This is a genomic window from Variovorax beijingensis (genome assembly GCF_007828835.1).
Classification (GTDB): Bacteria; Pseudomonadota; Gammaproteobacteria; order Burkholderiales; family Burkholderiaceae_C; genus Variovorax; species Variovorax beijingensis_A.
Genome location: NZ_VIVL01000015.1, coordinates 37029 through 63849, shown reverse-complemented (window position 1 = coordinate 63849; position 26821 = coordinate 37029). Strand labels below are relative to the sequence as shown.

The following is a 26821-nucleotide window of genomic DNA, read 5'->3' as shown; positions in this document are numbered from 1 at the left end:
ACCCCTACAGGAGCATTACGTGATTGATTATTCTGTTGGCAGCGATGGCATCGCTCAAATCGTCTGGAACAACCCGAACGGCCCGGTCAACGTCAAGAACGCCGAGGCGAGAGCCGCGTTCGTGCGGGCCGTCGATGCGGCATTGTCCGACGCGGCAGTGGTAGGCATCGTCATCAGTTCGGCCAAGAAGGACTTTCTGGCAGGTGGCGACATCGACGAGATCTACGCCGTGCGCACGCCGGAAGAAGCCATCGCCAATGTGCGCGACGTGGGCGCATGCCTGCGGCGGATGGAGCGCGGCGGCAAGCCGGTCGTGGCGGCGCTGAACGGATCGGCGCTGGGTGGAGGGCTCGAACTCGCGCTCGCCTGCCACTATCGCGTCGCGGCCGACGAGCCGCGCCTGCGCGTGGGGTTGCCCGAGTCGACCCTCGGTCTGATCCCGGGGGCGGGCGGCACGCAGCGCCTGCCGCGCTTGATCGGGATTGGCGCCGCCTCGAAGCTGATGCTCGACGGAAAGGCGATCAACGCGAAGGAAGCCAAGGCCCTGGGCATCATCGATGCCATCGTGCCCGCCGATGAGCTGATCGAGAACGCACGGGCCTGGATCCTGGCGCACCCTCAGGCCGTGCAGCCATGGGATGCCAAGGGCTTCCGCTACCGTGACTTCGATCCGCAGTCGCGCGAAGGCCGCTGGTTCTTCTTCTACGGATGGCCCAAACTCCGAGGCAGGTCGCCGGCCGGTGATCTGGCGCCCGGCGCCCTGTTGCACGTGCTGGCACAAGGGCTGGAGCGCGGCATCGATGCGGGGCTCGAGATCGAGGCCCGCTACTTCGGCCTGGTGGCGACCTCCCCGTCGGCAAAGAACCGCATTCGCAGCACCTTCATGGCGGCGAACGCTGCGCGCAAGCTCGAGCGCAGGCCTGCGGGCGTGGCGACCTTCGCGCCCCGTCGCGTCGGCGTCATCGGCGCCGGCCTGATGGGCGGCGGCGTCGCGCTGGTGTGTGCCCGTGCCGGACTGGCGACGGTGCTCATCGACACGACGGACGAAGCGGCGCAGCGCGGCAAGGCGCGGATCGCCAAGACCTTCGATGGTGCCGTCGAGCGCAAGCTGATGACGCCGGAAGCGCGCGATGCAGCGCTTGCCCGGCTCGAGGCCGGCAGCGACATGGCGGCACTGGCCGGTTGCGACCTGGTCGTGGAGGCGGTGGTCGAATCGACCGACGTGAAAACCCAGGTGTTCCGCAGGATCCACGAGGCGGCGGGACCGCAGGTGCTGATTGCGTCCAACACGTCGTCGCTGTCGATCAATGCGCTCGCGCAGGGCGTGGATCAGCCTGCCAACTTCATCGGGCTGCACTTCTTCGCGCCGGTCGACCGCATGCAACTGGTGGAAGTGATCCTCGGCAGCGACACATCGCCTACCACCCATGCGCATGCGCTGGACTTCGTCAAGCTGCTGGGCAAGACGGCTGTCGTGGTGAACGACGGACCGGGCTTCTATACCTCGCGGGTGGTCAGTGCCTACACCCGCGAAGCGCTGATCATGCTGGGCGAAGGCATCTCGCCAGCGCTGGTCGACAACGCCGCCTTCGTCGCCGGCATGCCGATCGGGCCGCTGGCGATGGGCGACCTCACGTCCTACGACCTGTTGACGGACATCCTCTCCAGCGTCGCGCGCGCAGGCCGCGGCACGGCGTGCGAGTCCGACAAAGCGTTGGCCGCGGCGAAGAGGCTGGTCCAAGCCGGGCGTGTGGGCCGCAAGGGACACGGCGGCGTGTATGACTATCCCGAGAGCGGCAAGGTGCTGTGGTCCGGACTGACCGAACTGTTCCCGCCCTTGCCGCAGCAGCCCGATGTCGCCGAGGTGGTGCAACGCCTGATGCATGTGCAGTCGCTGGAGACCATCCATGCGATCGACGAAGGCATCGCCGACAACGCGATGGAGATCGACCTCGCTTCGGTGCTCGGCTGGAGCTATCCGGCCTGGCGCGGTGGTGTGCTCGCCCATGTGGACGACACCGGCCTTGTTGAATTCGTGCGCCAGTGCGATGTTCTGGCCGAGCGGCACGGGCGCCGCTTCCGCAGCCCCGAGTCGTTGCGTCGCCGCGCGGAAGCGGGCGAGACGTTCCATGTGCATTGAGGCCAAGGTGTCGGCATGACGGGCGAATTCACCATCGAACAAGGCGCCCAGGTGCTGGCCGAGACCATGCCCGGTTGCGTGCGCGAGCTCGGGTTCACCGTGGAGCACCTGGGGGAGGGGAGCGCGACGCTGCGCATGCGGCCCACGGCGATGGCCTGTCGCGAAGGCGACATCTACGCCGGTCAGGCGCTGGCGGCGCTGGCGGACACGGCCATGTGCTTTGCCATCTGGACCGACGGCCGTGGCCGCCGACCCGTGGCCACGGTGGATCTGCACGTGACATTCCTGCGTGGCGGCGGCCAGGAAGACCTGTTGGCCAAAGCAGAGATCGTTCGCTCGGGCCGCACGCTTTCGTTCTGCAAGGTTTCGATGGTGTTGGCCGATTCGGGCAAGGACGTCGCTTCCGCGGTGGGCACATTCAGCCTGCCCGCCTGAGCCGTTCCGCCAACCATCAACGTGAAGCGATAGGTGACCGATGATTGAACGCACTCTCTTCAGCCCCGAGCATGAGGCTTTCCGTGACAGCTTCCGGCGATTTCTGGACAAGGAAGTGGCGCCTTACCACGCCGCCTGGGAAGAGCAAGGCTACGTCGACCGCGGCGTCTGGAAGACGGCAGGGGACAACGGCTATCTTTGCATGTCGCTGCCCGAGGAATATGGCGGTTCCGGTGCGGACAAGCTCTACTCGGTGATCCAGATGGAAGAGCTGGCGCGAGGCGGCTACAGCGGGATCGGCTTCAACCTGCACAGCGAGATCGTCGGCCCGTACATCCTGCGCTACGGCACGCAAGACCAGAAGAAGAGGTTCTTGCCCAGGCTCGCGAGCGGCGAGATCATCGGCGCCATCGCGATGACCGAGCCGGACGCCGGCAGCGACCTGCAGGGCATCAAGAGCACCGCGATCAAGCAAGCCGACGGCAGCTACTTGCTGAACGGCACGAAGACCTACATCACCAACGGCTGGCACACGGACCTGGTCATTGTCGTTGCCAAGACCAACCCCGCGGCCGGCGCGAAGGGTACGAGCCTCCTGCTGGTCGAACGCGGCATGAAGGGCCTGACGTACGGCAAGCCGCTCAAGAAGCTGGGCCTGAAGGCGCAAGACACCGGTGAATTGTTCTTCGACGACGTCAGCGTTCCCGCCAGCAACCTGCTGGGCGGCGAGGCCTTGGAGAACAAGGGCTTTGTCTGCCTGATGGAGCAGCTGCCCTGGGAGCGCACCCAGATCGCGATCAGTGCCGTGGCCACTGCGCAGACCGCGATCGACCAGACGGTGCAATACGTCAAGGACCGCAAGGTGTTCGGCCGCACCGTCGCCGAGTACCAGAACACCCGTTTCGTCCTCGCTGGATTGCAAACCGAAGTGCAGATCGCCCGCGTATTCGTCGACAAGTGCATGGACCTGGTGCGCGCGGACAAGCTCGACGCCGCGACCGCCAGCATGGCCAAGTACTGGGCCACGGACTTGCAGTGCAAGGTCCTGGACGAATGCGTGCAACTGCACGGCGGCTACGGCTACATGTGGGACTGCCCGATCACCCGTGCCTACGCCGACGCGCGCGTGCATCGCATCTACGGCGGCACCAACGAGATCATGAAAGAGGTGATCTCCAGGTCGATGGGGCTGGCTGGGCGCTGACCGCCCAACGTCGACATTCGGAAAAACCGTTGAAGGTGGAGTTGAAGATGGAAAAGACTGATTTCGAATTGCGCTTTACTCGCGGCAAGCATCCCTCCGGGGGCGGATACGCCGGACTCCGGCCCGGGTACCGGGTCGACGAGAAGCTGGGCATGATCTGCGAGTACGACGTGCCGGTCACCCTGCGCGATGGCGTGAAGATCTACGTCAACATCTTCCGCCCCAAGGCAGAGGGACAGTACCCGGTCGTGCTGGCGTGGGCGCCTTACGGCAAGCACGAAGGCGCGGACGACTACTACGCGATGCTCCCGGGCTGTGGCGGATCGAAGGCATTGCATTCGGAATACGCCCGCTTCGAAGGGCCGGACCCGGCGGATTGGTGTCCCTATGGTTTCATCATCGTCTATGTCGATCCGCGCGGCGCCTGGGGTTCCGAGGGCGATCTGACCTTCATGAGTCCGCAAGAGGCACTCGACGGCTACGACGTCGTCGAATGGGCGGGAACCCAGGCCTGGAGCAATGGCAAGGTCGGCATGAACGGCGTCTCCTATCTGGGCTGGAGCCAGTGGAAGATCGCGGCGATGAATCCCCCGCACCTGGCGGCGATCAATCCCTGGGAAGGCGTGAGCGACTTCTATCGCGAACTGGTCTTCCATGGCGGGATCCGCAGCAACTTCACCGCGATGTTTCCGGGCACGATGTGCCGCCCCCGCAAGCGCGCGGAGGATCTGCTGGCGATGGCCAAGGAGCACCCGCTGTTCGACGAATATTGGGCCAGCAAGAATGCCGACCTGTCGAAGATCACGGTCCCGGCCTTCGTCGTCGCGAGCTGGTCGGACCACGGCCTGCATACACGGGGCACATTCGAAGGCTTCAAGAAGATCTCTTCGAAGGAAAAGTGGCTCAGGGTCCATGGCCGCAAGAAGTGGGTCGACTACTACGACCACGTGGACATGCAGAGGCAGTTCTTCGACAGGTTCCTCAAGGGCATCGACAACGAAGTGAAGTACTGGCCTGCGGTCAACCTGGAGGTGCGCCAGAAGTACAACGTCGGCAACTACCGCCAGGAGAACGAGTGGCCGCTCGCCCGCACGCAGTACACCAAGTTGTTCCTGGACGCGAGCAAGAACGAGCTCAACACCTCGCCTTCGAGCGAGGTCGCGCAGAGCCGGTACAAGGCCGACGATCCGCGAGACAAGAGCCAGAACGCGGTCTTCGAGATCAAGTTCCCGCAGAAGACGGAGCTGACCGGCCACACCAAGCTGAAGCTCTGGGTCGAGGCCGTCGGAAGCGATGACATGGAGCTGTTCGTCGTGATCGACAAGTTCGATCGCACGGGCGACCGGGTGAACTTCCCGTCACAAAGCGGCTTCGACCATGGACCGGTTGCCTATGGCTGGCTGCGCGTGTCGCATCGCGAGCTCGACATGGAGAGATCCACACCCCATCAGCCGGTTCTCAAGCACCAGAAGGAAGCCAAGCTGAAGCCCTCTGAAGTCGTTCCTGTGGAAATCGAGCTGTGGCCGGCAAGTGTTCTGTTCGAGGCAGGTGAAAAGTTGCGCGTGACCGTTCTCGGCAGCGACCTGCATGCCCACGTGGCCTGGGAGCACACCATCAGCGCGAACCGCGGAGAACACGTCATTCACACCGGGGGGGACTTTGACTCGCATCTGCTCGTGCCGGTCATTCCTTCCATTGGGCATGACTGAGGCCCAAGCACGTGGGTTCCTCGTCGCGCTGCGGCTGAGTTCCTATCAGCGGCACGCCGACGTCACCGGCGATTCGTGTCGCAAGCGCCTCGTCACGCCGTTCACTTTCTAGGAATATTCGATGTCGCCCTGCACTGAATCCATCGCCACCGTCGACCTCGCGATCACCTCGCGCCGCTCCGTGCGCGCTTTCCTGCCGACGCCGATCCCGCGCCGAACGGTGGAAGACATCCTTGAAGTCGCGTCGCGCGCGCCGTCTGGCACGAACATCCAGCCGTGGAAAGTCTACGTGCTGGGCGGCGAGGCGAAGGCAGGGCTGTCGCGCAAGATCCTCGATGCGTACAACGACCCGGCCTGCCTGGCGCAGCACACCGACGAGGTCTCCAGTCACCCGACCGAATGGGTTTCGCCCTACATCGACCGACGGCGCAAGGTCGGCTGGGACATGTACAACCTTCTCGATATCGCGAAGGGCGACAGCGCACAAATGCACGCGCAGCGCGGCCGCAACTATGATTTTTTTGGTGCTCCCGTGGGGCTGATGTTCACGATTGACCGCATCATGCCCCGCGCGAGCTGGCTCGACTACGGCATGTTCTTGCAGAGCGTGATGGTGGCCGCGCGTGCGCGCGGGTTGCACACCTGCCCGCAGGGAGCTTTCCTGAAATTTCATCGCATCGTCATGGAGCACATCGCAGCGCCAGCGGGCGAGACCCTCGTGTGCGGCATGTCGATGGGGTATGAGGACGTTGCCGCGCCCGTCAATGCGCTGGTCAGCGAGCGCGCACCGGTAGCGGAGTTTGCGAAGTTCATCGAAGTGCCCGGCCAGAGCCGATAGCCCAACGAACTCGGCGAACGGCCGAGCTTCCGACCATTTCGAACAGGAGGCGGCGCGTCCTGGCACGCGTTCAGAAGCAAGCTGCTTCCCGCGAACCCGTACAACGCCGCGCTGCAGCCGGCGTCCATGTTCTGTCTCCTTCAGGGGCTGCGTACCTACGTCCCCAATGTGCGCTGACGGACCTTCCACACCGCAAACGTTCCGACCAACCCATCCCCTGGGTGAGCGGCGTTCGCCGCCGCCCCGCATCCTCAGGTTAGGGTTAGCGATAACTGAATGCAGATTTACTTTTATGGTCGGTTGCCGTGTAATCCATGCACGAGTGGAGTTGGCTTCCGACGATCAAGCATCGAGACCTGACTTGCACTTACGTTTTAGCGGATGGCTACGTTGTGCGACACCTGACGGTGCTCACATTGAACTTGCACTGCAGCGGGCAATAAGTCTTGCGGCATCTGCCGCCTTTTCTGGAGCGTTAATGATGCTGAACCGTAGACAGGTCAATCTGGGTCTTGCTTCCCTTCCCATGCTGGCTCACCGTGCGGCACGCGCAGAGCCGGAATATCCCAACCGCCCAGTGCGGCTTGTCGTGCCATACGATGCGGGGGGCGGCGTTGATGCTGCGGCACGCCCCCTGGCGCGCGCCCTTTCAGAGGGATGGGGTCAGCCCGTGATCGTGGACAACAAGCCTGGTGCCGACTCGATCATCGGGACCGGAGAAGTCGCGCGTGCCAAGCCCGACGGCTACACGATCCTGCTGGGTATTCTGTCGATCGTCCAGAATCCCCATCTTCGCGCGAAGATGCCTTTCGACACGCTGGCCGATCTGGCCCCGGTCGTTCAGGTTTCCACTGAGCCCTTGTACCTGGTCGTCACCAAGACCCTTGGCGTCACCACGCCGGCGGAGTTCATTGACCTGGCGCGCCGCAAGCCCGGAAAGCTTTCCTTCGGATCGTGGGGAAACGCATCCACGGGACACTTGCTCCTGAACTCCCTGCAGCGCAAGGCGCAAGTCGACATCACGCACGTTCCCTTCAAGGGAATGGGGGTCGCCGTGCAGACCATGATCGCCGGTGACCTCGACTCCGCCATGGTGCCCTACGCCATTGCTCGCATTGGGCTGGAGACCGGCAAGATCGTAGTCATTGGTGCGGCGGGTCCGACGCGCTCCCCGGTATTGCCACAAGTGCCCACCTTGGAGGAGTCGGGGCTGCAAGGTTTCTCGCGCGCCCAATGGATGGGGCTGTTCGCACCGGCGAAAACGCCAAAGTCCATCGTCGACAAGATCGCCAAGGACGTCACCGCTGCGTTGAGCAATCCCGCATTGGTGTCGTGGCTTGCGCAAGGAGGTGCAAGCCCGGCCGGCGGCACGCCAGAAGCTTTTGCGCACATCGTCCGGCAAGACTCCGAGTACTACCGCGAGCTGATCAAAGCCGCCAACTTGCGGCTGGAATGACCGCTTGGCGCCGGCAATGACCCAGGGCCTTCCTCGGAGGTCGGGGCCTGGCGTCGCGCCACGCGAAACGAGAAGTGCCCGCTGATGGCGGGCCGAGTCAGCAAAAACATCAACGAACCGATCTCACACCATGGACCCATTTAGCGGGACAAAGGCCGTCATCGAGCGGCATGCGTTCGACGTCGTCGCGCTGGAGCGCTTTCTCACTGGACGCCTCGACGGTTTCGCCGGGCCGCTGACGGTCGAGCAGTTCAAAGGGGGGCAGTCGAACCCAACATACAAACTCGTCACGCCGGGCAAGGCCTATGTGATGCGCGCGAAGCCCGGACCTGCGGTGAAGTTGCTTCCATCGGCGCATGCGATCGAACGCGAGTACCGAGTCATGAGCGCGCTCGAAGCAACCGACGTGCCGGTCGCGCAGATGTATCTGCTGTGCGAAGACGAGTCCATCATCGGACGGGCCTTCTACATCATGGAGTTCGTCGAGGGCCGCGTGCTATGGGACCAGTCGCTGCCGGGAATGACCAACGCAGAACGAGGTGCCATCTACGACGAAATGAACCGCATCATCGCGGCGCTGCACTCTGTCGACGTCGACGCGGTCGGCCTTTCCAGCTTTGGGAAGCCGGGGAACTATTTCGAGCGCCAGATCGGGCGCTGGAGCAAGCAGTATGTCGCCTCGGTCGTCGAGCCGATCGACGCGATGAACGACTTGATGCAGTGGCTGCCGGCGCATATCCCGGCGGCCTCGCGGGACGAAGCGCAGATCACGATCGTGCACGGCGACTTCAGGCTCGACAACCTGATCTTCCATCCGACCGAGCCCCGTGTGCTCGCCGTGCTGGACTGGGAGCTTTCGACACTCGGTCATCCCCTTGGCGATTTCAGCTACCTCTGCATGGCATGGCACATCGCGAGTGGGGCTGCGCCCGGCATCGACCATCTGGACATCGCTGCGCTCGGCATCCCGTCGGAGCGCGACTACGTGCGGCGCTATTGCGAACGCACCCGGCGCGGTGACGTCGATGCCGTGATGGCGGATTGGAACTTCTACCTCGCCTACAACATGTATCGCGCCGCCGCCATCATGCAAGGCATCGCCAAGCGCGCGCTCGACGGCACGGCGTCGAACACGCAGGCTGCGCAGGCCGGATCGGGTGCGAAGCGCATGGCCGCACTTGGCTGGCAATTCGCGCAGGCGGGGTGACGGGCACGGCGCGCCATTTCTCAATTCAAAGGACAAGCGCATGGACTTCAACTACTCGCCGCGAACTATCGAGCTGCAGAATCGGCTGCGCGCCTTCATGGACGAGCACATCTATCCGGCCGAGACCGCGGTACTCGATGAACTGCGGGCGAACGCCGCAGCAGGTAAACGCTACGCCCCGTTGCAGGTCATCGAGACGCTCAAGTCCAAGGCGCGCGATGCTCGACTATGGAATCTGTTCCTGCCCGAGAGCGAATACGGAGCGGGCCTCACCAACCAGGAATACGCGCCTCTCGCCGAAATGATGGGTCGCGTCGTGTGGGCGAGTGAAGTCTTCAATTGCTCGGCACCTGACACCGGCAACATGGAAATCATCGCTCGCTACGGCACGCCGGAGCAAAAAAAGCAGTGGCTCGAGCCCCTGCTCGCGGGCGAGATTCGAAGCGCGTTTGCAATGACCGAACCCGGCGTTGCGTCGTCGGACGCCACCAACATCGAGTCCCGGATCGAGCGCGACGGCGACCACTACCTCCTGAACGGGCGGAAGTGGTTCACCTCCGGGCCTGCCGACCCGCGCTGCGCGGTCATCATCTTCATGGGGAAGTCGGACCCCGATGCGCCGCGTCATACCCAGCAGTCGATGATCTTCGTTCCAAGCGATGCCCCGGGCGTGAAGGTGGTGCGTTCGCTGCAAGTGTTTGGTTACGACGACGCACCGCAAGGTCACGTGGAAATGGTCTTCGAGAACGTCCGGGTTCCCGCGTCGAACATGCTGCTTGGCGAGGGGCGAGGCTTCGAGATTGCGCAGGGCCGCCTTGGCCCCGGACGCATCCACCACTGCATGCGCCTGATCGGCCTCGCGGAGCGGGCACTGGAGATGATGTGCCAACGCGCGACGGCCCGCATCGCCTTCGGCCGGCCACTGTCCGATCAGGGTGTGACCCGTGAGCGCATCGCCGAGGCGCGCTGCAAGATCGACATGGCGCGCCTGTTGACGCTCAAATCTGCATGGATGATGGATGTCGCGGGCAACAAGGCCGCGCAGGCGGAAATTGCGATGATCAAGGTCGTCGCGCCGCAGATGGCCTGCGACGTCATCGATTGGGCAATCCAACTGCACGGCAGCGCCGGCCTTAGCGAGGATTTTCCGCTGGCGCAAAGCTACAGCGCGGCGCGTTCGGTGCGGATTGCAGATGGTCCGGACGAGGTCCACCGCAACGCGGTCGCGAAGATCGAACTCAACAAGTACGTCTCGCGCTGAGATCAGCGCAAGGGCGATGCGGCCCTTCTGCGTTCGACCAGCGAGAGGGTCACCCGACCGGTTCCTGCCGTGAGCTCAATGTTTGCTTGGCTGCGGCGTAGTCGGCGTTGGTGAGCGATTGCCAGCCCACGGCATGCACAAAGAGCTCGGTGAGCACGTTGATCGCAGTGGCATCGTCAATGAAGCGGTCCGGGAAGTCACCGCCTTTCGCCGTCCAGTTGTAGCAGGTGTACTCGAGCATCGAGCAGAGCGCCGAGGCGGCGAGTTCGGTGTCCATGCCCGGGCTGTAGCCTTCTTTCTGCGCGAGCTGAATCATGACCGAGAGTCCGCGTATGCCCTGCTGGCGGACGTTTCGCCAGGCGCGAGAGAACTGCTGGTCGATCATGGCCATCTGGAAGGCGGCCGTGGCGATTGGCCAGTCTTCCCGATAGATTCTCCAGAAAGCGGTCAATCGCGACGTGAGATTCTCGAGGGGGCCTTCGGCCTCGCTGATGGGCCGGTTGACTTCATCCTTGAGCCGCTGCCGGAAGTCTTCCAACAGTTCCTGCAGCACTTGCTCTTTGGTCTTGAAGTACAGATAAAACGCGCCGGGCGAGCGGTCTGCCTGCGCCATGATGTCCGCAATCGTTGCGGCAGCGAAGCCGTCGATCGCGATCGTTCGTTTGGCGGCCTGTTTGATCGCCTCCCGAGTGGCGTCCCCTTTGTGGGTTGCGCGCTTGCGTCGGGCGGGGGGGGATTCGGTCTGCATTGGAGCTGAATGTAAGGTCAGCTTAGCTTTATGTCCAGAACTGGCCTTGCTGGAGGAGAGTCGCATAGGGTTTTCCAGAACTGAATGGTAATTTACTTTTAAGCGCCACTGCCGTCTAATCGCATCGTGCGGATCATGCGAAGCCGGATCCGGAAGGTCATTCGTTCAATGTTTCGGCCAAGGAGCCCTCCATGACATCAACGGCGGCGCTGCGCAGAGCAGCCACCATCAACCCCAAGGGACTGGCAATTTCGACCGGTGAGGAAAGGTGCACTTGGCCAGAACACGTTCGGCGCGTGTCCGCGATGGCGGGCGCGCTGAAGGCTGCGGGAGTCGAGCCCGGCGATCGGGTCGCAACGCTTTGCAGAAACTCGCCTCGCTACTACGAGCTGTTGATGGCCATTTGGTGGGCCGGCGGCGTCATCGTCCCTCTCAACACACGCCTGGCCTACCCCGAACTCCGATACATCACGGAGCACTCGCAGTCGTTGCTGCTTTTCGGAGATGAATCTTTCAAGGAGATCGGAAGCCGGATTGGAAGCGAGGTGCCATTGCTGAAGGCCTTCGTCTGTTTGGATGGTGAACGGTACGCACAGATGATCGAGCATCCACCGACAGACGATGCTTGCGGGGATCTCCATGCGCTGGCCGGCATCTGCTACACCGGCGGCACGACAGGGCTGCCCAAAGGGGTGGAGCTGACACACCTGAATTTCACTGTCAGTGCGATGGGTGTACAGCGGGAGGTCGGCCACGACCCCCAGACCGTCTACCTTCATTCGACACCCCTGTTCCATTTGGCGGATCTCGCGAACGGGTTGGCCGCGACATTCGGCTGCGGCACGCACAGCTTCATCGATCAGTTCACCCCGGAAGTGTTCTACCAGCGGCTCCGGGAAGAAGGCGTCACGCACATTCAACTCGTCCCGACGATGGCTGCGATGATTCTCGACGCGCCGGAGCGCGACGATCGACTCCTGTCGCAGATCCGCTCCATCGCGTATGGCGCCGCGCCGATATCTCAGGCGTTACTTGCCCGAATGGTGGAGGGCTTCCCGAATGCCCGTTTCAACCAGTTCTACGGTATGACCGAGGCGTGCGGCGCGAGCAGTACGCTGGCCCCGGATCGCCACGTCTTGAGCGGCCCGAAAGCGGGCAAGTTGGGGTCCGCGGGGCAGGTGATGCCGGGCTTCGAGATTCGCATCATGGATGCGAACTCGCGTCTATGCGGTCCCGGAGAAACCGGCGAGATCCAGATGCGCGGCCCGGCCGTCATGCGCGGCTATTGGAGGGAGCCCGAGAAAACAGCCAAGACGCTTGTGGACGGGTGGCTCTGCTCCGGTGATGCAGGCTATCTGGACGAAGACGGTTTCCTGTACGTTATCGACCGCATCAAGGACATGATCATCAGCGGAGGCGAGAACATCTATTGCGCCGAGGTTGAGAACGCCCTGGCTTCGCACCCGAACGTCGACGCTTGCGCTGTGATAGGTCTGCCCGATGAGCGCTGGGGGGACCGGGTTCATGCGGTGGTCGTGCCGAGGGCCGGCTCGACACTGAGCCCTTCTGATTTGGACACGCACTGTCGCGCGCTGATAGCAGGCTACAAGGTGCCGCGCAGCTATGACATTCGCAGCAAGCCGCTACCGCTCTCGGCCGTCGGAAAAGTCCAAAAGACTCAGTTGCGGGAGGAGTGGCTTGCCGCTGCCAAAGCCCACACAAAGCCGCTGGTTTGATCCGAGCCTGCCTGGTTGGGTCTTGAGCAACGCGGTCGGTGGGGCGCGCTCGATTGAACGAGACGGCTCTCCGCTGGCGATTGACCTGCGCTCTGATGGAGTTTGCTCAGCGCAACCCGCGGCGACCGTCATGGCCTGCCGAGCGGTGTGATTGCCGTACGCTCAGCCTGCGCCGTCTTGGCGTATTGCTATCCCTTGCCATGCGACGAGGGGCTGCTGGCGCCGGCGAGCCGCGCGATCTGAAAGACACTGTCTGGCGAGACCTGGACATAGTCATTCAGTCCGCCGGACCGCATGATCGGATAGGCCTCGGCTGTCTGATATACGCCGTCTTTGAGGAGTGCCTTGTCGATGTATACGGCCACCACCTCGCCCAATACGAGCCAGCCACTGACCTTGTCGCCATCGGTGTTCCGGAACTGCACGATGTCGATCACCTTGCATTCCATGGCTGCGCGGCTTTCGCCCACCCGCGGGACGTTGACCATGCGACCCGGCACGGCCGTGAGGCCGGCGAGCGGAAACTCGTCCTCGCCGTGCGGAAGCGGTGATGAGGTCTGGTTCATCTGATCACCCAGCTCGCGGGTGACCAGGTTCCAGGTGAACTCCCGCGTTTCCGACGCGTTTTGAACGCTGTCTTTCCAGGCGATCGAAGAAAACCCGATGATCGGTGGGTCGTAGTTGAACGCGTTGAAGAAACTGTAGGGCGCGAGATTGACCCGCCCCTGTGCGTCGCGCGACGAGATCCAGCCGATGGGCCGCGGGGCCACCAGCGCATTGAGCGGGTTGTGGCTCAACCCGTGGCCCTTGGCGGGCTCGTAGTAGTGAAAGTCTCGAACTGTCATCGTATGGGCCTGCTTTTCCGCGCGGCAGCGCTATTGCGCCACCAGATTGAGGGTCTTCGCGATGCTGACGAACTTGTCGCTCTCTGTACGCAAGAAGGCCGCTGCCTGCTGCGGCGTCATGGAGTCCAGCTTGCGCAAGCCCTGTGCCGTCGCAAGCGCGACGAATTCCGGACTCTCGTTCCACTCGTGGAAGGCCTTGCTCAGGCGTGCGACGACGGCATCGGGTGCGCGCGCGGGCGCGAACAAGCCCGTCCAGATGCCGAATTCGAAGTTCTTGAACCGTGCGTGCTCGCTCAGCGTCGCGAGGTCCGGCAGGAGCGGATGTCGCTTCGTGCTCGCGATGGCGATGGCCTTGATCCGCCCCGTCTGGATCATTCCCAGGATCGGTCCCGCGAGAGGAACAAATGCGAGGTCGACTTCGCCACCGCCCACGGCCGTGGCGATGGGTGCGATGCCTTTGTACGGAACCTCCAGCAGCTTGACACCGACGCGCCCCTGCAGTTCGGCGGCCGCAAGATGAGCGAGGGTGCCCTGGCCCCAGTGCGCAATGGACAACTCCTTCGCGCCCGGCTTTTGCATCTGCTCGAGGAGCGCGCCGAGGTTGTTGAAAGGGCGGTCGGGATGGCTGACGAGGACCATGTCCGCGCTCCCGAATGATCCGATGAGCTTGAAGCTGTCGGACGCGTACTTCGCCGAAGCGAGAGTGAGCGGCGCCACCACCAGATCCGGACCGGCAGTGGCGAGCAGCGTGTATCCGTCGGGCGCGGCGTTCAACACGTTCATCGCTGCGATGGAGCCGTTCGCCCCGGGCATGTTTTCGATCACGAGGGTCTGCCCGAGGGCGCGCTGCAGAACGGGCGTGGACGGCCGTACCGAAGCGTCGACGCCGAACCCAGCCGGGTAAGCGACTTTTACCAGGATGGCTTTGTTCGGATAGGGCTGCGCGGCCGCGGCAGCGCCGCCGCAAAGCGCGACCGCGACAAGAGCGGCATCAAAGAATCTGCGAGTCAGAGTTTTCATGTTTGTCTCCGTGTGCCGGTCAGAAAGCCGGCGAAGTGTTGTGAATAAAAGATTCATGCATACACATCGGTGATGGCGTGGACAGCTTCGAACCCATCAAGACGTCTCCAATCGCACTGGGGCGCAGCAATGACTTCCGGTGGCGCATCAACCGGCCGACTGTTGCGCGGGCAAAGAGATAGCAGCTGCGGGCACGGAGCGGGGCACTTGCGGCATTTGCAAAACGATCGTTTAGTAAACGAAGACTATGTCACCGCCAGCCACCTGTCAACAAGAAGCTCTTCCGTGAGATCCGGGCAAACCCTGGGCGGCCGACACTCGACTTCCGCTACATGCTCGTGGACCTGCCGGCGGTGTACGCGCGCACGGGCGGCGTGCTGCTGCCGCTGCACGCGCCCGAGCGGCAGGCCTACCGGGTGGCGGAACTGCGGCGCTGGTGCCGGCGCCTTGGCATGCATGTGAACCCGCAACCGAAGTTCATGTGCCCCGATGCGACTCTGGCTTCATGCATCGTCATCGCGGCAGGCGCTGCGGGCCACGACGTCGTGCCGCTCTACAAGGCCATCCTGCACGCCCAATGGTGTGCCGACCTGGACATCTCGAGTCCGCAGACACTCGCCGAGATCCTGCAAGCCTGCGGTCTCGACGCCCAGGCCCGGATCAGCCAGGCGCGCACCGACGAGGTGGCCCGCTCCTACGCCGCACTGACCGACCGCGCGGTTTCAGCAGGGGTGTTCGGCTCGCCGAGCTACGTCTTCCGCGAGGAACTCTTCTGGGGACAGGACCGCCTGGACTTTCTCGAAGAAGCGCTGGCGAAGTCCGATGGAGGGCGCGCTGGCCGGCTGAATGCCCGGTCCTGTTTCGACGACTTGGAAACGTAGTGTGTGCAATTCCAGGGCCGACACATAGGCATACGCAATGTGCGCCGGAAGGGGAGGGCGCAGCGAACAATTCATTCGCCCCCTACCCAAGCTCACTTCACTACCAAGGAATCACCATGAAGTTCTCTCGCATTGCCAGTGCTGCCTCGTTCTCGGTCCTTGCCGCTCTCGTTGGAGCGCAAGCCCATGCCGAGGAATACCAAGGCGTGTTGCAGACGCACTCGACGCTCAGCCGCAGCGACGTTCGCGCCCAGGCCGTCGCGGCCGCGCACTCCGCAGATCCCTATGCCGATGGCGCCTCCTCAGGTGTGGTTGCGGCGCTCGCGTCCACGCTCGACCGCTCGGCAGTGCAGGCCGAAGCCCGCGCACTCGCTCACGCGCCGGCCCAGAACCTCTATGTCGAGGCCTTCGTCAACAGCCGGGTGCCCGCGCAGTACGGCATCCACGGGGTGCTCCCCACGCGCCAGGCGGGCATCGCCGACGGCGTCATCTTGCGCTGAACGCCGGAGCTCACCGTGACCATGAGATCCAACGTGCTGATCGGCGTGGCGGCTGTTGCGGCCTCGGTCGGCATACTCACCGCGGCGGCAACGCCGCCGGGAGGTGAGATTCCCGCCGGCGTTGCGCAGATCGCGCCCGAGTTCCAGAACATCGACCACTGGCTCAACTCCCAGCCGCTGAAGCTGCAGGACCTGCGCGGCAAGGTCGTGCTCGTCGACTTCTGGACCTACACCTGCATCAACTGCCTCAACCACCTGCCCCATGTCCAGGCGTGGAACGAGAAGTACAAGGACCAGGGCCTCGTCGTCGTGGGCGTGCACACGCCGGAGTTCGCGTACGAGAAGTCCACCAAGAACGTGCAGGACGCGATCAGCCGGCTGCAGATCAAGCACGCCGTTGCGCAAGACAACCACTACGCCACCTGGAAGGCCTTCAACAACCAGTACTGGCCCGCGGTCTACCTGATCGACAAGCAGGGAAAGATCGTCTATTCGCACTTCGGCGAAGGCAGCTACGGCACCACCGAGAAAAAGATCCAGTCGCTGCTGGCCGAACCGGCGCCGGCGGCGGGAAGCTGAGATGAAGAAGCTCTGGTTCGCGCTCCTCTTCCTTGCGGGCGGCTTCGCGCATGAAGTGCGCAACCCGGTGAGCTGCCAATGCATCGCCGCCAGCGGATTCACGGGGGCGACCCGGCGCCGCGCCCGTCCGATCGACCCGCCGCTTCCAAAAGAAAACTGACCAGCGCCTGCACCCGCGCGCTGCGCCCCTTGCGCGTGGGCACGAGCACCACCACCGGGGCCGCGCCGAATTCCCAGTCCGCCATCACGCGCTCGAGGCGGCCGGCGGCCAGCGCCTCGGCGGCATCCCATTGGGAGCGCAGCACGATGCCCAGGCCGTCCTCGGCCCACTGGCGCGCCACGCTGCCGTCGTTGCTGACGAAGGCCGGGTTGATGCGCAGCGTCTCGCTCTTGCGAGCGCCGCTGCCCGCGGGCCGCATGTGCCACAGCGTCACGTCCTCGTCGTTCTCGCGGATGCAGATGCAGGCGTGGTAGGCCAGGTCCGCCGGATTGCGGGGCGTGCCGTGCTCGCGCAGGTAGCCGGGGCTCGCGCACAGCCACCGTTCGTTGGAAGCGAGCGTGTGCGCCACCCATGAGGAGTCGCGCACTGCGCCCACGTGCACCACCGCGTCGGAATCGTGCTTGTCGGGCCACGGCGTTTCGCGCAGGTCCAGTTGCAGCCGCAGGGCCGGATGCAGGCGGGAGAAACGGGACAGCCATGGCGCGACGTGCGTGCGGCCATAGCCGAAGGACGCGGCCACGCGCAGCGTTCCGCTCAGGCGCCGGTCGTCGCGCTGCAGGGATTCGCGCAGGCCGTCGAACTTCAGCAAAAGTTCATAGGCCTCGCGCCCGAACCGTTCGCCTTCGGAGGTCAGGTGCAGCTTGCGCGACGTGCGGTGGGCCAGCGCCAGGCCCAGCGAGGCCTCGAGCTTGCGCAGGCGCATCGACAGCGCGGGCGGCGTGACACCCAGCGAGCGCGCAGCCGCGCTGAGCGAGCTCTCGCGCAGCAGCGCGGCAGCCAGGCGAAGGTCTTCGATCTGCATCATTCAGCAGAGCTTAACTATTGATGACGCAAGAGTGAAGCTCGAAGACGCCCTGGCACACCTAAAGTGAGCGCCATGCAAAACACTTCGACTCCCCATGCCGCGGCCGGACGCTATCCCCGGGCCGTGCTGTTCGACCTGCTCACCGCGCTGCTCGACTCGTGGACCGTCTGGAACGCGGCTGCCGGCTCCGAGCGGATGGGCCGCGCCTGGCGCGCCGAATACCTGCGGCTCACCTATGGCTGCGGCGCCTACGTGCCCTACGAAGACCTGGTGCGGCAGGCCGCCGCCGCCGTGGGGTTGCCCGCGAGCGCCCCGCAGTCGCTGGACGACCGTTGGGATGAACTGCCTGCCTGGAGCGGCGCCACCGAACTGCTGCGGGCGCTTCAGCCCCACTGCAAGCTGGCCGTGGTGACCAACTGCTCGCGGCGCCTGGGCGAACGCGCTGCCGAACGCCTGGGCATCGACTGGGACGTGGTCGTGACCTCCGAGGAAGCGGGCTTCTACAAGCCCGACCCCAGGCCCTACCGGCTGGCCCTGGAGCGGCTGGACGTGCAGCCGGGCGAGGCGGCCTTCGTTGCCGGCTCCGGCTACGACATGTTCGGCACCGCCAGCGTCGGCCTGCGTACCTACTGGCACAACCGCGCCGGCCTCGACCGGCCCGAAGGCGCGCCGTTGGCGGAGGTCGAGTCGCCCGCGCTCGACGGCGCGCTGCCATGGCTGCGCGGCTTCCGGCCGGCCGCTTCCTGATTCAACCCACCACCCCAGGACCTTGTCGATGATCCGCTTTCTTCGCCTGGCCGGCAGCCTTGTCGCCTTCTGCGCCGGCTTGCTGGCCGCGCCCGGCACTTTCGCCCAGCCGTTTCCGAACCGCCCGGTCACGCTGATCGTTCCTTTCCCTGCCGGGGGCCCCAGCGATGCACTGGCCCGCGCCATCGCACAGAAGATGGCTGCGCCGCTGGGCCAGCCCATCGTCATCGAGAACCTCGGCGGCGCCAACGGCGTCATCGGCCTGACGAAGGCCAGCAAGGCCGTCGCCGACGGCTACACCATCTCGTTCGGCGGCATCGGCACGCACGTGGCCAACCTCGCGCTGTACAAGAAGCTGGCCTACGACCCTGTCGCGGACTTCGCGCCCATCGGCCCCGCGGGCGCGGCACCGATGCTGCTGCTGGCCCGCGCCGATCTGCCGGCCAACGACCTGCGCGAGTTCGGCGCCTGGCTGGCGAAGCACAAGGACAAGGCCTCCTACGGCAGCGCGGGCGTGGGGTCGATCTCGCACTACGGCTGCGTGTTGCTGCTGTCTTCCCTCGGCCAGAACGCCACGCACGTGCCCTACAAGGGCGTCGCGCCAGCGGTCAACGACCTGATGGGCGGCCAGACCGATTTCATGTGCGACCAGACCACCACCGCACTGCCGCAGATCGCCGGCGGGCGCATCAAGGCCATCGCGGTACTGTCGGGCACGCGCCTCGCGCGGCTGCCTCGTATCGGCACCGCCGCGGAAGCCGGCCATGCCCTGGACGTGCGTTCCTGGAACGCCTTCTTCGCCCCGCGCGGCACGCCGCAGCCCGTGCTCGCCAGGCTGACGAGCGCGCTGCAGCAGGCGGTCGCCGACCCGGCGCTGCGCAAGCAGATGGAAGGACTGGGCGTCGACCTGCCCGCGCCTGCCGATGCAATGCCCGCGGCCGTCACCGCCCTCATCGCGCGCGGCATCCGCGACGACGTGCCGGCCCTCAAGGCCAAGGGCCAATACCTGGATTGATTCGAATGAGCAACATGCAGAACATCTCCCAAGATCTGGCCAGCATCGACACCCCCGCAGCCATCGTGTCGCTGCCGCGCATGCAACGGAACATCGCGCGCATGCAGCAGCAGGCCGACGCGCTGGGCGTGCGCTTTCGCCCGCACGTGAAGACCAGCAAATGCGCCGACGTGGTCGCCGCGCAGCTTGCCGCCGGCGCGGCGGGCATCACGGTGTCGACGCTGAAAGAGGCCGACCAGTTCTTCGCCCACGGCGTGACCGACATCCTCTACGCCGTCGGCATGGCGCCGCACCGGCTCGCGCATGCGCTGGACCTCTGCCAGCGCGGCTGCGCGCTGCAGATCCTGACCGACAGCGTCGAAGGTGCACGGGCCATCGCCGAGTACGGCCGCGCACGTGGCCACGCGTTCGAAGTTCTCATCGAGATCGACACCGACGGCCACCGCTCCGGCATCAAGCCGGGCGAGGATCTCCTCCTCGAGGTCGGCCGCATGCTGCACGAGGGCGGCATGCGCCTGGCCGGCGTGCTCACGCATGCGGGCTCCAGCTACGAACTGCATACGCCCGAGGCCCTGGCCGCCCTGGCCGAGCAGGAACGTGCCGGCTGCGTGCAGGCTGCGGAACGCCTGCGCGCAGCGGGCCTGCCGTGCCCCATCGTCTCGGCAGGCTCCACCCCCACGGCGCTGGAAGCCGCGTCGCTGGAAGGCGTCACCGAACTGCGCGCCGGCGTCTATGTCTTCTTCGACCTGGTGATGCGCAACGTGGGCGTCTGCCGCACCGAAGACATTGCGCTGAGCGTGCTCACCACCGTCATCGGGCACCAGGCCGACAAGGGCTGGGCCATCGTCGATGCCGGCTGGATGGCCATGAGCCGCGACCGGGGCACGGGCAGGCAGCAACGCGACTATGGCTATGGCCAGGTGTGCACCGTGGACGGAATGCCGATCGAGGGCTACCTGCTGTCGGCCGCCAACCAGGAGCACGGCATCCTGTCGCGCGAGGGCGCTGCGGACACGGACATCGTCGCGCGCTTTCCGGTCGGCACACGGCTGCGCATATTGCCCAACCATGCCTGCGCGACCGGCGCGCAGTTTCCCGCCTACCAGGCGCTGGCCGCGGACGGCACGGTGCAAACCTGGGAGCGTTTCCATGGCTGGTGAGAACGCCGCCGAGTCGCACAACATGCCGGGCCCGGTCCATGTCGCCGTGCCCGCGCTGGCCAGGCCGGGCGGCCACTACAGCCACGCTGCCATCGGCGGCGGCCTGGTCTTCATCGCCGGGCAGCTGCCGATCACGCCGGACGGCGAGCGCCTGGCCGATGCGGCTTTCGAGGCGCAGGCGGCACAGACGCTGGCGAACGTGCAGGCGGCGTTGCTGGCCGCCGGCTCGGGCATCGACAAGCTGCTGCAGGTGAGGGTCTATCTCGACGACATCGCCAACTGGCCGGCCTTCGACAGGATCTACGCGCAGTGGGCCGGACCCTCGCGCCCGGCCAGGGCCGTCGTGCCGACCGGGCCGCTGCACTTCGGGTTCAAGGTCGAGGTGGAGGCGATGGCGCTTGCGTGAATGGGCGTTTGCAGGGTGGAGGATTGGACGCTAGACTGACGTTAAAGCAAACATTAACGGATACTGCAATATGCCATTGAGAGCATCGGACATTGTTCCCATCAGCGAAGCGCGCGCCCGGCTCACCGAACTGGCCGAAGACGTGGTCGGCAGCGGCTCGGAGAAAGTGCTGACCAAGAACGGCGCGAGCTACGTTGCCTTGGTCGATGCACGCCGGCTGGATTACTACCATGCTCTCGAATCGGAGCACGCCAGCCTTGTGCTGGCCGAGGACGCCATCACCGGCCTGCGGCAGGCCTTGGCAGGCCAGTTCGTGTCTGACGAGGAACTGGACCGGGCACTCGGCGTCGCAACGGCGCCGTGAGCATTCCTGTCAGTGCAAGCGTTCGGGCGGTTCCGAACTTTCTGGTGTGCCTGCATGCTGCACGTAGCTTCATGGAGGCACAGGACGCCGCTTCTGCGCCGGCGCGCTTCAAGAAGTTGCAGGCTGAAGTGGTCAAAGCGCGCGCGCTTCTTTCGTTCGCGCCCACAAGCGGGCGACCTGCTCGATTCCTCGATGCCAAGTCGGGCTGGGGGCGGTTTCAAGCTGAGCAGGCAAGACAAACTGCCGAGGCACTTGGCTTGCCTGTGTTGCGGGAGTTGGTGCTGGCTCGTCACGTCCTGCTCTATGCCCATTCCGAGAAAGAAGTGGTGTTGCTCTCACTGAGGCACGAGCGTCAGCTGGGTGACGGATTGCCCTGGCACCCCGTCTGACGGGCGCTGAGGAAGGCCTGATCCCTCAAGGCGCGCTGCGGCGCAGAAACACATGCGTGGCGCGCTCGCCTGCCACCTGCCGATCGCAGCGGTAGCCCAGCGCCGGCAGGTCCAGGCCTGCGAACAGCGCCTCGCCCTTGCCCAGCAGCACCGGACGCACGGCCAGGTGCAGTTCGTCGATCAGGCCGGCCTTCAGGTATTCGCGCACCGTTGCCACGCCGCCGCCCACGCGCACGTCGCGCCCACCAGCGGCGGCCTGCGCCAGCGCGAGCGCTTCGTGGATGCCGCCGGTGACGAAGTGGAAGGTGGTGCCGCCCTGCATCGTCAGCGGCGCGCGGGCATGGTGGGTCAACACGAAGACCGGCACGTGGTAGGGAGGCTCGTCGCCCCACCAGCCTTTCCAGCTTTCGTCGGGCCAGGGACCGCGCACCGGCCCGAACATGTTGCGCCCGAGGATCCAGGCACCCATCTCGGCGAAACCCAGTTCGGCCATCTCGTTGTCGATGCCGGTTTCGCCGTTGGCCTCGCCCGTTTTCTGCATCTGCTGCCAGACGCGCGTGGGAAAGAACCAGTCCATGAGTTCGGGGCCGCGAACGCCCAGCGGATGCTCCAGGCTCTGGTCCGGGCCGGCGGCAAAACCGTCGAGCGAAACGCCGAAGCTGCGCACGAGCAATCGGGCCATGGGGTCGTCTCCTGCAAGAAGAAGGGGGCTGAAGTTTAGCGCGGGCGATGCCTCGCGAACCGCCGTTCGAGACCATGGGCATCGCACAAAATGCGCGCATGAGCATCGAATACATCAGCGTTGAAGAAGCCATTGCCGGCACCGGCCTGCGCATGGTGGTGGTGGGGCATATTCCCAGCCCCTGGTCGGAGGCGGCCAAGGGCATCCTGCATGTGAAAGGCATCCCGTGGAAAGCGGTGCGCCTGGCCTACGACAGCCCGCGACTCAAGGAGTGGGCCGGCCAGCGCAACGCGCCCGTGGCCATCTGCAACAACGAGGCGCCGCGCTCGGGCTGGGCGGACATCCTGCTCCTGTGCGAGCGGCTCGCGCCGCAGCCCTCGCTTCTCCCGGCCGATGCGGCCGACCGGGCGCTGATGTTCGGCCTGGCCCACGAGATCTGCGGCGAGCAGGGGCTGGCGTGGTCGCGCCGCCTGCAGCTGGTGCAGGCCGGGCTGACCGGAGAGGGCGGTTTCGCTGCACAGGCCGCCGCATACATCGGCAAGAAGTACGGCTTCAGTCCGCAGGCGGGCGCGAGTGCACCCGGGCGTGTGGTGGCTGTGCTGAAGATGCTGGCAGCGCGCCTGAAGGCACAGCAGGCGGCCGGCAGCGACTACTACATCGGCAGAAGTCTTAGCGCCGTGGACATCTACAGCGCGACCGCGCTGGCGCTGATGCGTCCGTTGCCGCAGGCGGTTTGCCAGATGGACCCCGTCACGCGCCAGGCTTTCGAATTCCGCGAGCCGGTGACCGATGCGGCGCTGGACGCTGTGCTGCTGCGGCACCGGGATCTCATGTACGAGCGGCACCTGGGGCTGCCGCTGTCGCTGTGACGGGCCGCGGAAACCCGAATTCGACGGCGATGCCGGCGTTCAAGGTCGACGCATTCAATGCAATCACGGCGCTCTTGTCCGCTCGTTCAGCGGCCGGCAAACCTCCAGCACCATCCCGCGCAGCCACCGATGCGCAGGATCCCGATCCAGGCGCGGATGCCACATCTGCGACACGGTGATCGGCTCCGTGGGCATCGGCAGAGGGAAAGAGCGCAGCGTGCCGCGCGCCCTCAGGTGTTCGAAGTAGGAGGACGGTATCAATGCAACCAGATCGGTCGCGGCCGCTATCGACAGGGCGGTACCGAAGCTGGGCACCACGACCGCGGCATTGCGCACCAGGCCCACTGCCGCAAGCGCGTCGTCCACCGGTCCCACGCTCCGGCCGTGGCGTGAAGTGACCACGTGGTCGCAGGCCGCGTAGCGCTCGGCCGTGATCTCGGGTCCGGCGAGCAGCGGATGGCCCTCGCGCACGACCGCGATGAAGCGGTCGCGATAGAGCGCCTGCACGCGGACCTCCGGGCCCGACTCGCCGAGAACGCCGATATCCAGGTCGAGCAATCCCTCGCGCAGGGGACGGACGTCCTTGTCGGGCTTGGGCGCGAAGCGCAGGCGAACGCCGGGCGCCTCGCGCGCGGCGCGGGCCACCAGCTGAGGCGCGAAGCCCTCGATGAAGCCGTCGTTGGCCCGTATCGTGAACAGGTGCCGGAGCGTGCGGGGGTCCATGCTCGCGCTGGCGGGCTGAAGCACCGCGCGCGACTCCTGCACCAGCTCCCTGACGCGATCGCGCAGTGCCAGCGCATGCGGCGTGGGCACCATGGCGCGGCCCGCGCGCACCAGGAGCTGATCCCCGGTCGATTCCCGCAGCCGCGTGAGTGCCCGGCTCATCGCCGACTCGCTCAGGCCCAGGCGCTCGGCAGCTTTCGCGACGCTGCCCTCGGAGAGAAGTGCGTTCAACGCAAACAGCAGGTTCAGGTCGGCTTCTGTCGGCATGCCCGAAGCTAGCACGGCCGCGAGGATTTCGACAGGCGCCGCATGCAGGAACAAGCTGCGCGCCGCGCGCTGTGCAAGCCGTGTGCGCAGTCCTAAGCTGGACTCATGCTGACATCCACACTTCGATCCAACTCTTCCTCCACCGCTTCGCCCACCGTCGAACCCCGGAAGGCGAACGATGCGAACGCGGCGCATGACGCCGACGGCCTGCCGTTGCCGCGGCGCTGCCTGGCCGTCGCCGCGATCCTGGGCGCGGGCGTGCTGGTGGTGCTCGACGGCGCCATCGCCAACATCGCACTGCCAAACATTGCCCAGCAGTTGCGGGCGACACCCGCCGATGCCGTCTGGATCATCACCGCCTACCAACTGGCTGTGGTCATGTTCCTGTTGCCGGCTTCTGCGGTCGGGGAGAGCTTCGGGTATCGGCGGGTCTTCGCGGGTGGCGTTGCGCTGTTCACCGCGGCGTCGGTGCTGTGCGCGTTGGCGCCATCGCTGCCATGGCTCGTGGCCGCGAGGTGCCTCCAGGGCCTGGGCAGTGCGGCCGTGATGCCACTGGGGCTGGCGTTGCTGCGCTTCACTTATCCGCGCCGGCTGCTGGCGCGCTCGATCGCGTGGAATGCACTCGCCGTCGCAGCCGCTTCGGCGTCGGGACCCGCCCTTGGCGCCTTCATACTTTCCGCGGCGAGTTGGCCGTGGCTCTTTGCGGTGAACCTGCCGATCGGCCTCCTCGTGCTCGCCGCCTGCGCAGGGTTGCCGAGCCCGGCGCGCCCGGTGCGTCGCATCGATGGCTGGAGCATCGCGCTCAATGCGGTCATGTTCGCGGCTTTCGTGCTGGGAAGCGACCGGCTGGTGGCACAGCCGCTGCTCGGCGGCGCGCTGCTCGCGCTGTCGGCCGTTTGCATGGTCTGGCTGGTGCGGCGCGAAATGCCAAAGGCGGCACCGTTGATCCCGCTCGACCTGCTGCGCGTGCATTCCTTTCGGGTCTCGATCATTGCCTCCGTGTGCTGCTTCACCGGCCAGATGGCCGGCCTTGTGGCGCTGCCGTTCTACATCCAGCACGAACTCGGCCAGAGCGCGGTGACGGCCGGCCTCTTGATGACTCCCTGGCCCCTGGCGGTGATGCTGGCCGCGCCGCTGTCGGCACGCCTGGCCCAGCGCGTGCCCGGCGCCTGGCTGTGCGCGGCCGGCAGTGCATGCTTCGCGAGCGGCCTGGCCCTGTGTGCGCTGTGGCCGCTGCACGGCAACCCGGCCCTGCCGATCGCTGCGTTCACGAGCCTCGCAGGCCTGGGTTTCGGCTTCTTCCAGACACCTAACAACCAGAACATGCTGCTCTCGGCACCCAGGGAACGCAGCGGCGCGGCCGGTGGCGCGCAAGGCACCGCCCGGCTCACGGGGCTGACGCTCGGCAGCCTGTTGATGAGCTTGATGTTCGAGCTGCTGCCATCCCACAGCGCAGTGCACTGGGGCTTGGTGATGGCGGCTCTGGCTGCGTTGGCAGGGAGCATGGCGAGCTTGCTCAGGAGTACCGCAAGGGTGCACGCCGCGTGATTTATATCGGAAGGCGGGGCCTCTTTTGGGCTCCGACTTGCCGGTGCGAACGACCGCTTTTTGAGGTGCCTTGTATCGCCGCATCGGGGAAGCTCGCGCGCAGCCTCATCTTGCATGCGACGAGGGGTTTATCTGCGATCTCGTGAAGGTTCAAGCAGCCGACAATGTAAGCGCACGGCGCGCCTGTTCGACCCGGGCGCGTGTCACGCAGTCGGCAGCATGATCGTTGATCAGCCCTGCAGCCTGCATGAAGGCATACACGGTGGTGGGCCCGACAAACTTCCAGCCCTGTTTCTTCAAGTCCTTGGACAAGGCCAGCGAGGACGCGGAAGCGGTTTGCGGCTCTGCGAGCTGCGCAGGGTCCGGCTCATGGCGCCAGAAGTAAGACGCCAGCGATCCCTCGCGCTGCGCCATCTCCTCGGCCATGCGCGCGTTGTGAATCACAGCCTCGATCTTGCCGCGATGGCGCACGATGCCGCTGTCGCCAAGCAATCGCTCGACATCAGGTGCGCCGAAGCGCGCGATGCGCCTGTAATCGAAGCCCAGGAAGGCCTGCCGGAAGTTCTCTCGCTTGACCAGAATGGTGCGCCAGCTCAGGCCCGACTGAAAGCCTTCCAGGCACAGCTTCTCGAAAAGGTGGTGGTCATCCGTGACGGGAAAGCCCCATTCAGTATCGTGATAGTGGAGAAACTCGGGAGCGGCGGCGCACCAGCGACACCGCGGCTGTCCATCGAGCCCGAGGAGAGTCGAGCCCATTTCAGGTACGTTCCACCAGGAACTGCAGGCGCTGGTCGACCCTGCCGGGCACTATCTCCGCGATCTCGACCTTGACCACGTCCTGCGCCACAAAGGGATCCATCGCTACGCGCTCCTCCAACGCCTCGCGGGTGGTGTTGTGTGCCAGGACGGTGCCACCCTGGTTGCCCGAGAGGCTGCCTGTCAGGAGGAAGACGCCATCTTCAAATCCCTGCTCGATCCATCGCATGTGCTCCGCCATGTGGCGTGATGCCTGGCCTTTGTTGCTCGAGAACTTGAGAAACACACAGAACATGAATGACCTTTCTTGA

The 26821-nt window shown here is 65.3% G+C and carries 28 protein-coding genes; 20 read left to right on the top strand and 8 right to left on the bottom strand.

Translation table 11 applies throughout. From position 1 onward, the window contains the following. Positions 1 to 19: 19 nt before the first annotated feature. From FB547_RS29475 to FB547_RS29440, 8 genes are all read left to right on the top strand, one after another. The gene (locus FB547_RS29475; RefSeq protein ID WP_186454290.1) at positions 20 to 2140 is read left to right on the top strand and encodes a 3-hydroxyacyl-CoA dehydrogenase NAD-binding domain-containing protein; all 2121 of its coding nucleotides are present in this window, start codon (positions 20 to 22) and stop codon (positions 2138 to 2140) included. 15 nt (positions 2141 to 2155) lie between these two features. Further along, positions 2156 to 2575, top strand: coding sequence for a PaaI family thioesterase (locus FB547_RS29470; RefSeq protein WP_145747171.1), 420 nt, complete (start codon positions 2156 to 2158; stop codon positions 2573 to 2575). Between the two features lie 40 nt (positions 2576 to 2615). Beyond that, positions 2616 to 3779 (top strand): acyl-CoA dehydrogenase family protein, encoded by a 1164-nt coding sequence (locus FB547_RS29465; RefSeq protein WP_145747170.1) that lies wholly within the window; start codon positions 2616 to 2618, stop codon positions 3777 to 3779. A 47-nt stretch (positions 3780 to 3826) separates the two neighbouring features. After that, complete coding sequence (locus tag FB547_RS29460; protein ID WP_145747169.1) at positions 3827 to 5488, top strand: CocE/NonD family hydrolase; 1662 nt, start codon at positions 3827 to 3829, stop codon at positions 5486 to 5488. 121 nt (positions 5489 to 5609) lie between these two features. Continuing rightward, the gene (locus FB547_RS29455) at positions 5610 to 6326 is read left to right on the top strand and encodes a nitroreductase (protein WP_145747168.1); all 717 of its coding nucleotides are present in this window, start codon (positions 5610 to 5612) and stop codon (positions 6324 to 6326) included. A 478-nt stretch (positions 6327 to 6804) separates the two neighbouring features. Beyond that, entirely contained in the window at positions 6805 to 7782 is a 978-nt protein-coding gene (locus tag FB547_RS29450; RefSeq protein ID WP_186454289.1) for a Bug family tripartite tricarboxylate transporter substrate binding protein, read from the top strand. A 130-nt stretch (positions 7783 to 7912) separates the two neighbouring features. Next, positions 7913 to 8989 (top strand): phosphotransferase, encoded by a 1077-nt coding sequence (locus FB547_RS29445; RefSeq protein WP_145747166.1) that lies wholly within the window; start codon positions 7913 to 7915, stop codon positions 8987 to 8989. A 40-nt stretch (positions 8990 to 9029) separates the two neighbouring features. Continuing rightward, positions 9030 to 10250 (top strand): acyl-CoA dehydrogenase family protein, encoded by a 1221-nt coding sequence (locus tag FB547_RS29440; protein WP_145747165.1) that lies wholly within the window; start codon positions 9030 to 9032, stop codon positions 10248 to 10250. Positions 10251 to 10299: 49 nt separating this feature from the next. Here FB547_RS29440 and FB547_RS29435 read toward each other — a convergent pair whose 3' ends face one another. Beyond that, positions 10300 to 10998 carry a TetR/AcrR family transcriptional regulator gene (locus FB547_RS29435; protein WP_186454288.1) on the bottom strand — a complete coding sequence of 233 codons (699 nt, stop codon included), beginning with the start codon at positions 10996 to 10998 and terminating at the stop codon, positions 10300 to 10302. A 191-nt stretch (positions 10999 to 11189) separates the two neighbouring features. Here FB547_RS29435 and FB547_RS29430 point away from each other — a divergent pair, with 191 nt between their 5' ends. Beyond that, positions 11190 to 12734, top strand: coding sequence for a class I adenylate-forming enzyme family protein (locus FB547_RS29430; protein ID WP_145747163.1), 1545 nt, complete (start codon positions 11190 to 11192; stop codon positions 12732 to 12734). Between the two features lie 188 nt (positions 12735 to 12922). Here FB547_RS29430 and FB547_RS29425 read toward each other — a convergent pair whose 3' ends face one another. Continuing rightward, positions 12923 to 13579, bottom strand: coding sequence for a flavin reductase family protein (locus FB547_RS29425; RefSeq protein WP_145747162.1), 657 nt, complete (start codon positions 13577 to 13579; stop codon positions 12923 to 12925). 30 nt (positions 13580 to 13609) lie between these two features. Then, positions 13610 to 14599 (bottom strand): tripartite tricarboxylate transporter substrate binding protein, encoded by a 990-nt coding sequence (locus FB547_RS29420; protein WP_145747161.1) that lies wholly within the window; start codon positions 14597 to 14599, stop codon positions 13610 to 13612. Between the two features lie 332 nt (positions 14600 to 14931). Between FB547_RS29420 and FB547_RS29415 the strand changes: the two genes are divergently transcribed. From FB547_RS29415 to FB547_RS29405, 3 genes are all read left to right on the top strand, one after another. Next, on the top strand, positions 14932 to 15480 hold the full coding sequence (locus FB547_RS29415; RefSeq protein WP_145747160.1) for a 2-hydroxychromene-2-carboxylate isomerase: 549 nt from the start codon (positions 14932 to 14934) through the stop codon (positions 15478 to 15480). A 116-nt stretch (positions 15481 to 15596) separates the two neighbouring features. Continuing rightward, positions 15597 to 15980 carry a hypothetical protein gene (locus FB547_RS29410; RefSeq protein WP_145747159.1) on the top strand — a complete coding sequence of 128 codons (384 nt, stop codon included), beginning with the start codon at positions 15597 to 15599 and terminating at the stop codon, positions 15978 to 15980. 15 nt (positions 15981 to 15995) lie between these two features. Beyond that, positions 15996 to 16559, top strand: coding sequence for a thioredoxin family protein (locus tag FB547_RS29405; protein WP_145747158.1), 564 nt, complete (start codon positions 15996 to 15998; stop codon positions 16557 to 16559). 98 nt (positions 16560 to 16657) lie between these two features. On the opposite strand, the gene FB547_RS29400 is transcribed toward FB547_RS29405, so the two are convergent. Next, positions 16658 to 17584: a LysR family transcriptional regulator gene (locus tag FB547_RS29400; protein WP_145747157.1), complete on the bottom strand. Its 927-nt coding sequence runs from the start codon at positions 17582 to 17584 to the stop codon at positions 16658 to 16660. Positions 17585 to 17656: 72 nt separating this feature from the next. On the opposite strand from FB547_RS29400, the gene FB547_RS29395 reads away from it, so the two are divergent. The 6 genes from FB547_RS29395 (at position 17657) to FB547_RS29370 (ending at position 21665) form a co-directional block, all read left to right on the top strand. Continuing rightward, positions 17657 to 18331 (top strand): HAD family hydrolase, encoded by a 675-nt coding sequence (locus tag FB547_RS29395; RefSeq protein ID WP_145747156.1) that lies wholly within the window; start codon positions 17657 to 17659, stop codon positions 18329 to 18331. A gap of 28 nt (positions 18332 to 18359) precedes the next feature. After that, positions 18360 to 19346: a tripartite tricarboxylate transporter substrate-binding protein gene (locus FB547_RS29390; protein WP_145747155.1), complete on the top strand. Its 987-nt coding sequence runs from the start codon at positions 18360 to 18362 to the stop codon at positions 19344 to 19346. 5 nt (positions 19347 to 19351) lie between these two features. Further along, entirely contained in the window at positions 19352 to 20506 is a 1155-nt protein-coding gene (locus FB547_RS29385; RefSeq protein WP_145747154.1) for a DSD1 family PLP-dependent enzyme, read from the top strand. Continuing rightward, positions 20496 to 20912, top strand: coding sequence for a RidA family protein (locus FB547_RS29380; RefSeq protein ID WP_145747153.1), 417 nt, complete (start codon positions 20496 to 20498; stop codon positions 20910 to 20912). Before FB547_RS29385 ends, FB547_RS29380 begins: the two co-directional genes overlap by 11 nt. A gap of 70 nt (positions 20913 to 20982) precedes the next feature. After that, positions 20983 to 21276: a type II toxin-antitoxin system Phd/YefM family antitoxin gene (locus tag FB547_RS29375; RefSeq protein ID WP_145747152.1), complete on the top strand. Its 294-nt coding sequence runs from the start codon at positions 20983 to 20985 to the stop codon at positions 21274 to 21276. Then, positions 21273 to 21665, top strand: a complete 393-nt coding sequence (locus tag FB547_RS29370; RefSeq protein WP_145747151.1) for a hypothetical protein — start codon at positions 21273 to 21275, stop codon at positions 21663 to 21665. The genes FB547_RS29375 and FB547_RS29370 overlap by 4 nt, the downstream gene beginning before the upstream one ends. A 25-nt stretch (positions 21666 to 21690) precedes the next feature. On the opposite strand, the gene FB547_RS29365 is transcribed toward FB547_RS29370, so the two are convergent. Next, complete coding sequence (locus tag FB547_RS29365) at positions 21691 to 22347, bottom strand: dihydrofolate reductase family protein (protein WP_145747150.1); 657 nt, start codon at positions 22345 to 22347, stop codon at positions 21691 to 21693. Positions 22348 to 22421: 74 nt separating this feature from the next. Between FB547_RS29365 and FB547_RS29360 the strand changes: the two genes are divergently transcribed. Next, positions 22422 to 23216: a hypothetical protein gene (locus FB547_RS29360; RefSeq protein ID WP_145747149.1), complete on the top strand. Its 795-nt coding sequence runs from the start codon at positions 22422 to 22424 to the stop codon at positions 23214 to 23216. A 63-nt stretch (positions 23217 to 23279) separates the two neighbouring features. Here FB547_RS29360 and FB547_RS29355 read toward each other — a convergent pair whose 3' ends face one another. Further along, complete coding sequence (locus tag FB547_RS29355; RefSeq protein WP_145747148.1) at positions 23280 to 24206, bottom strand: LysR family transcriptional regulator; 927 nt, start codon at positions 24204 to 24206, stop codon at positions 23280 to 23282. A gap of 105 nt (positions 24207 to 24311) precedes the next feature. Between FB547_RS29355 and FB547_RS29350 the strand changes: the two genes are divergently transcribed. After that, positions 24312 to 25754 carry an MFS transporter gene (locus tag FB547_RS29350; RefSeq protein ID WP_145747147.1) on the top strand — a complete coding sequence of 481 codons (1443 nt, stop codon included), beginning with the start codon at positions 24312 to 24314 and terminating at the stop codon, positions 25752 to 25754. 150 nt (positions 25755 to 25904) lie between these two features. Here the strand turns inward: FB547_RS29350 and FB547_RS29345 are convergent, their stop codons facing one another. After that, positions 25905 to 26510, bottom strand: coding sequence for a DNA-3-methyladenine glycosylase I (locus FB547_RS29345; protein WP_145747146.1), 606 nt, complete (start codon positions 26508 to 26510; stop codon positions 25905 to 25907). Position 26511: 1 nt separating this feature from the next. Further along, positions 26512 to 26805, bottom strand: a complete 294-nt coding sequence (locus tag FB547_RS29340; RefSeq protein ID WP_145747145.1) for a YciI family protein — start codon at positions 26803 to 26805, stop codon at positions 26512 to 26514. Between the last annotated feature and the right edge of the window lie 16 nt (positions 26806 to 26821).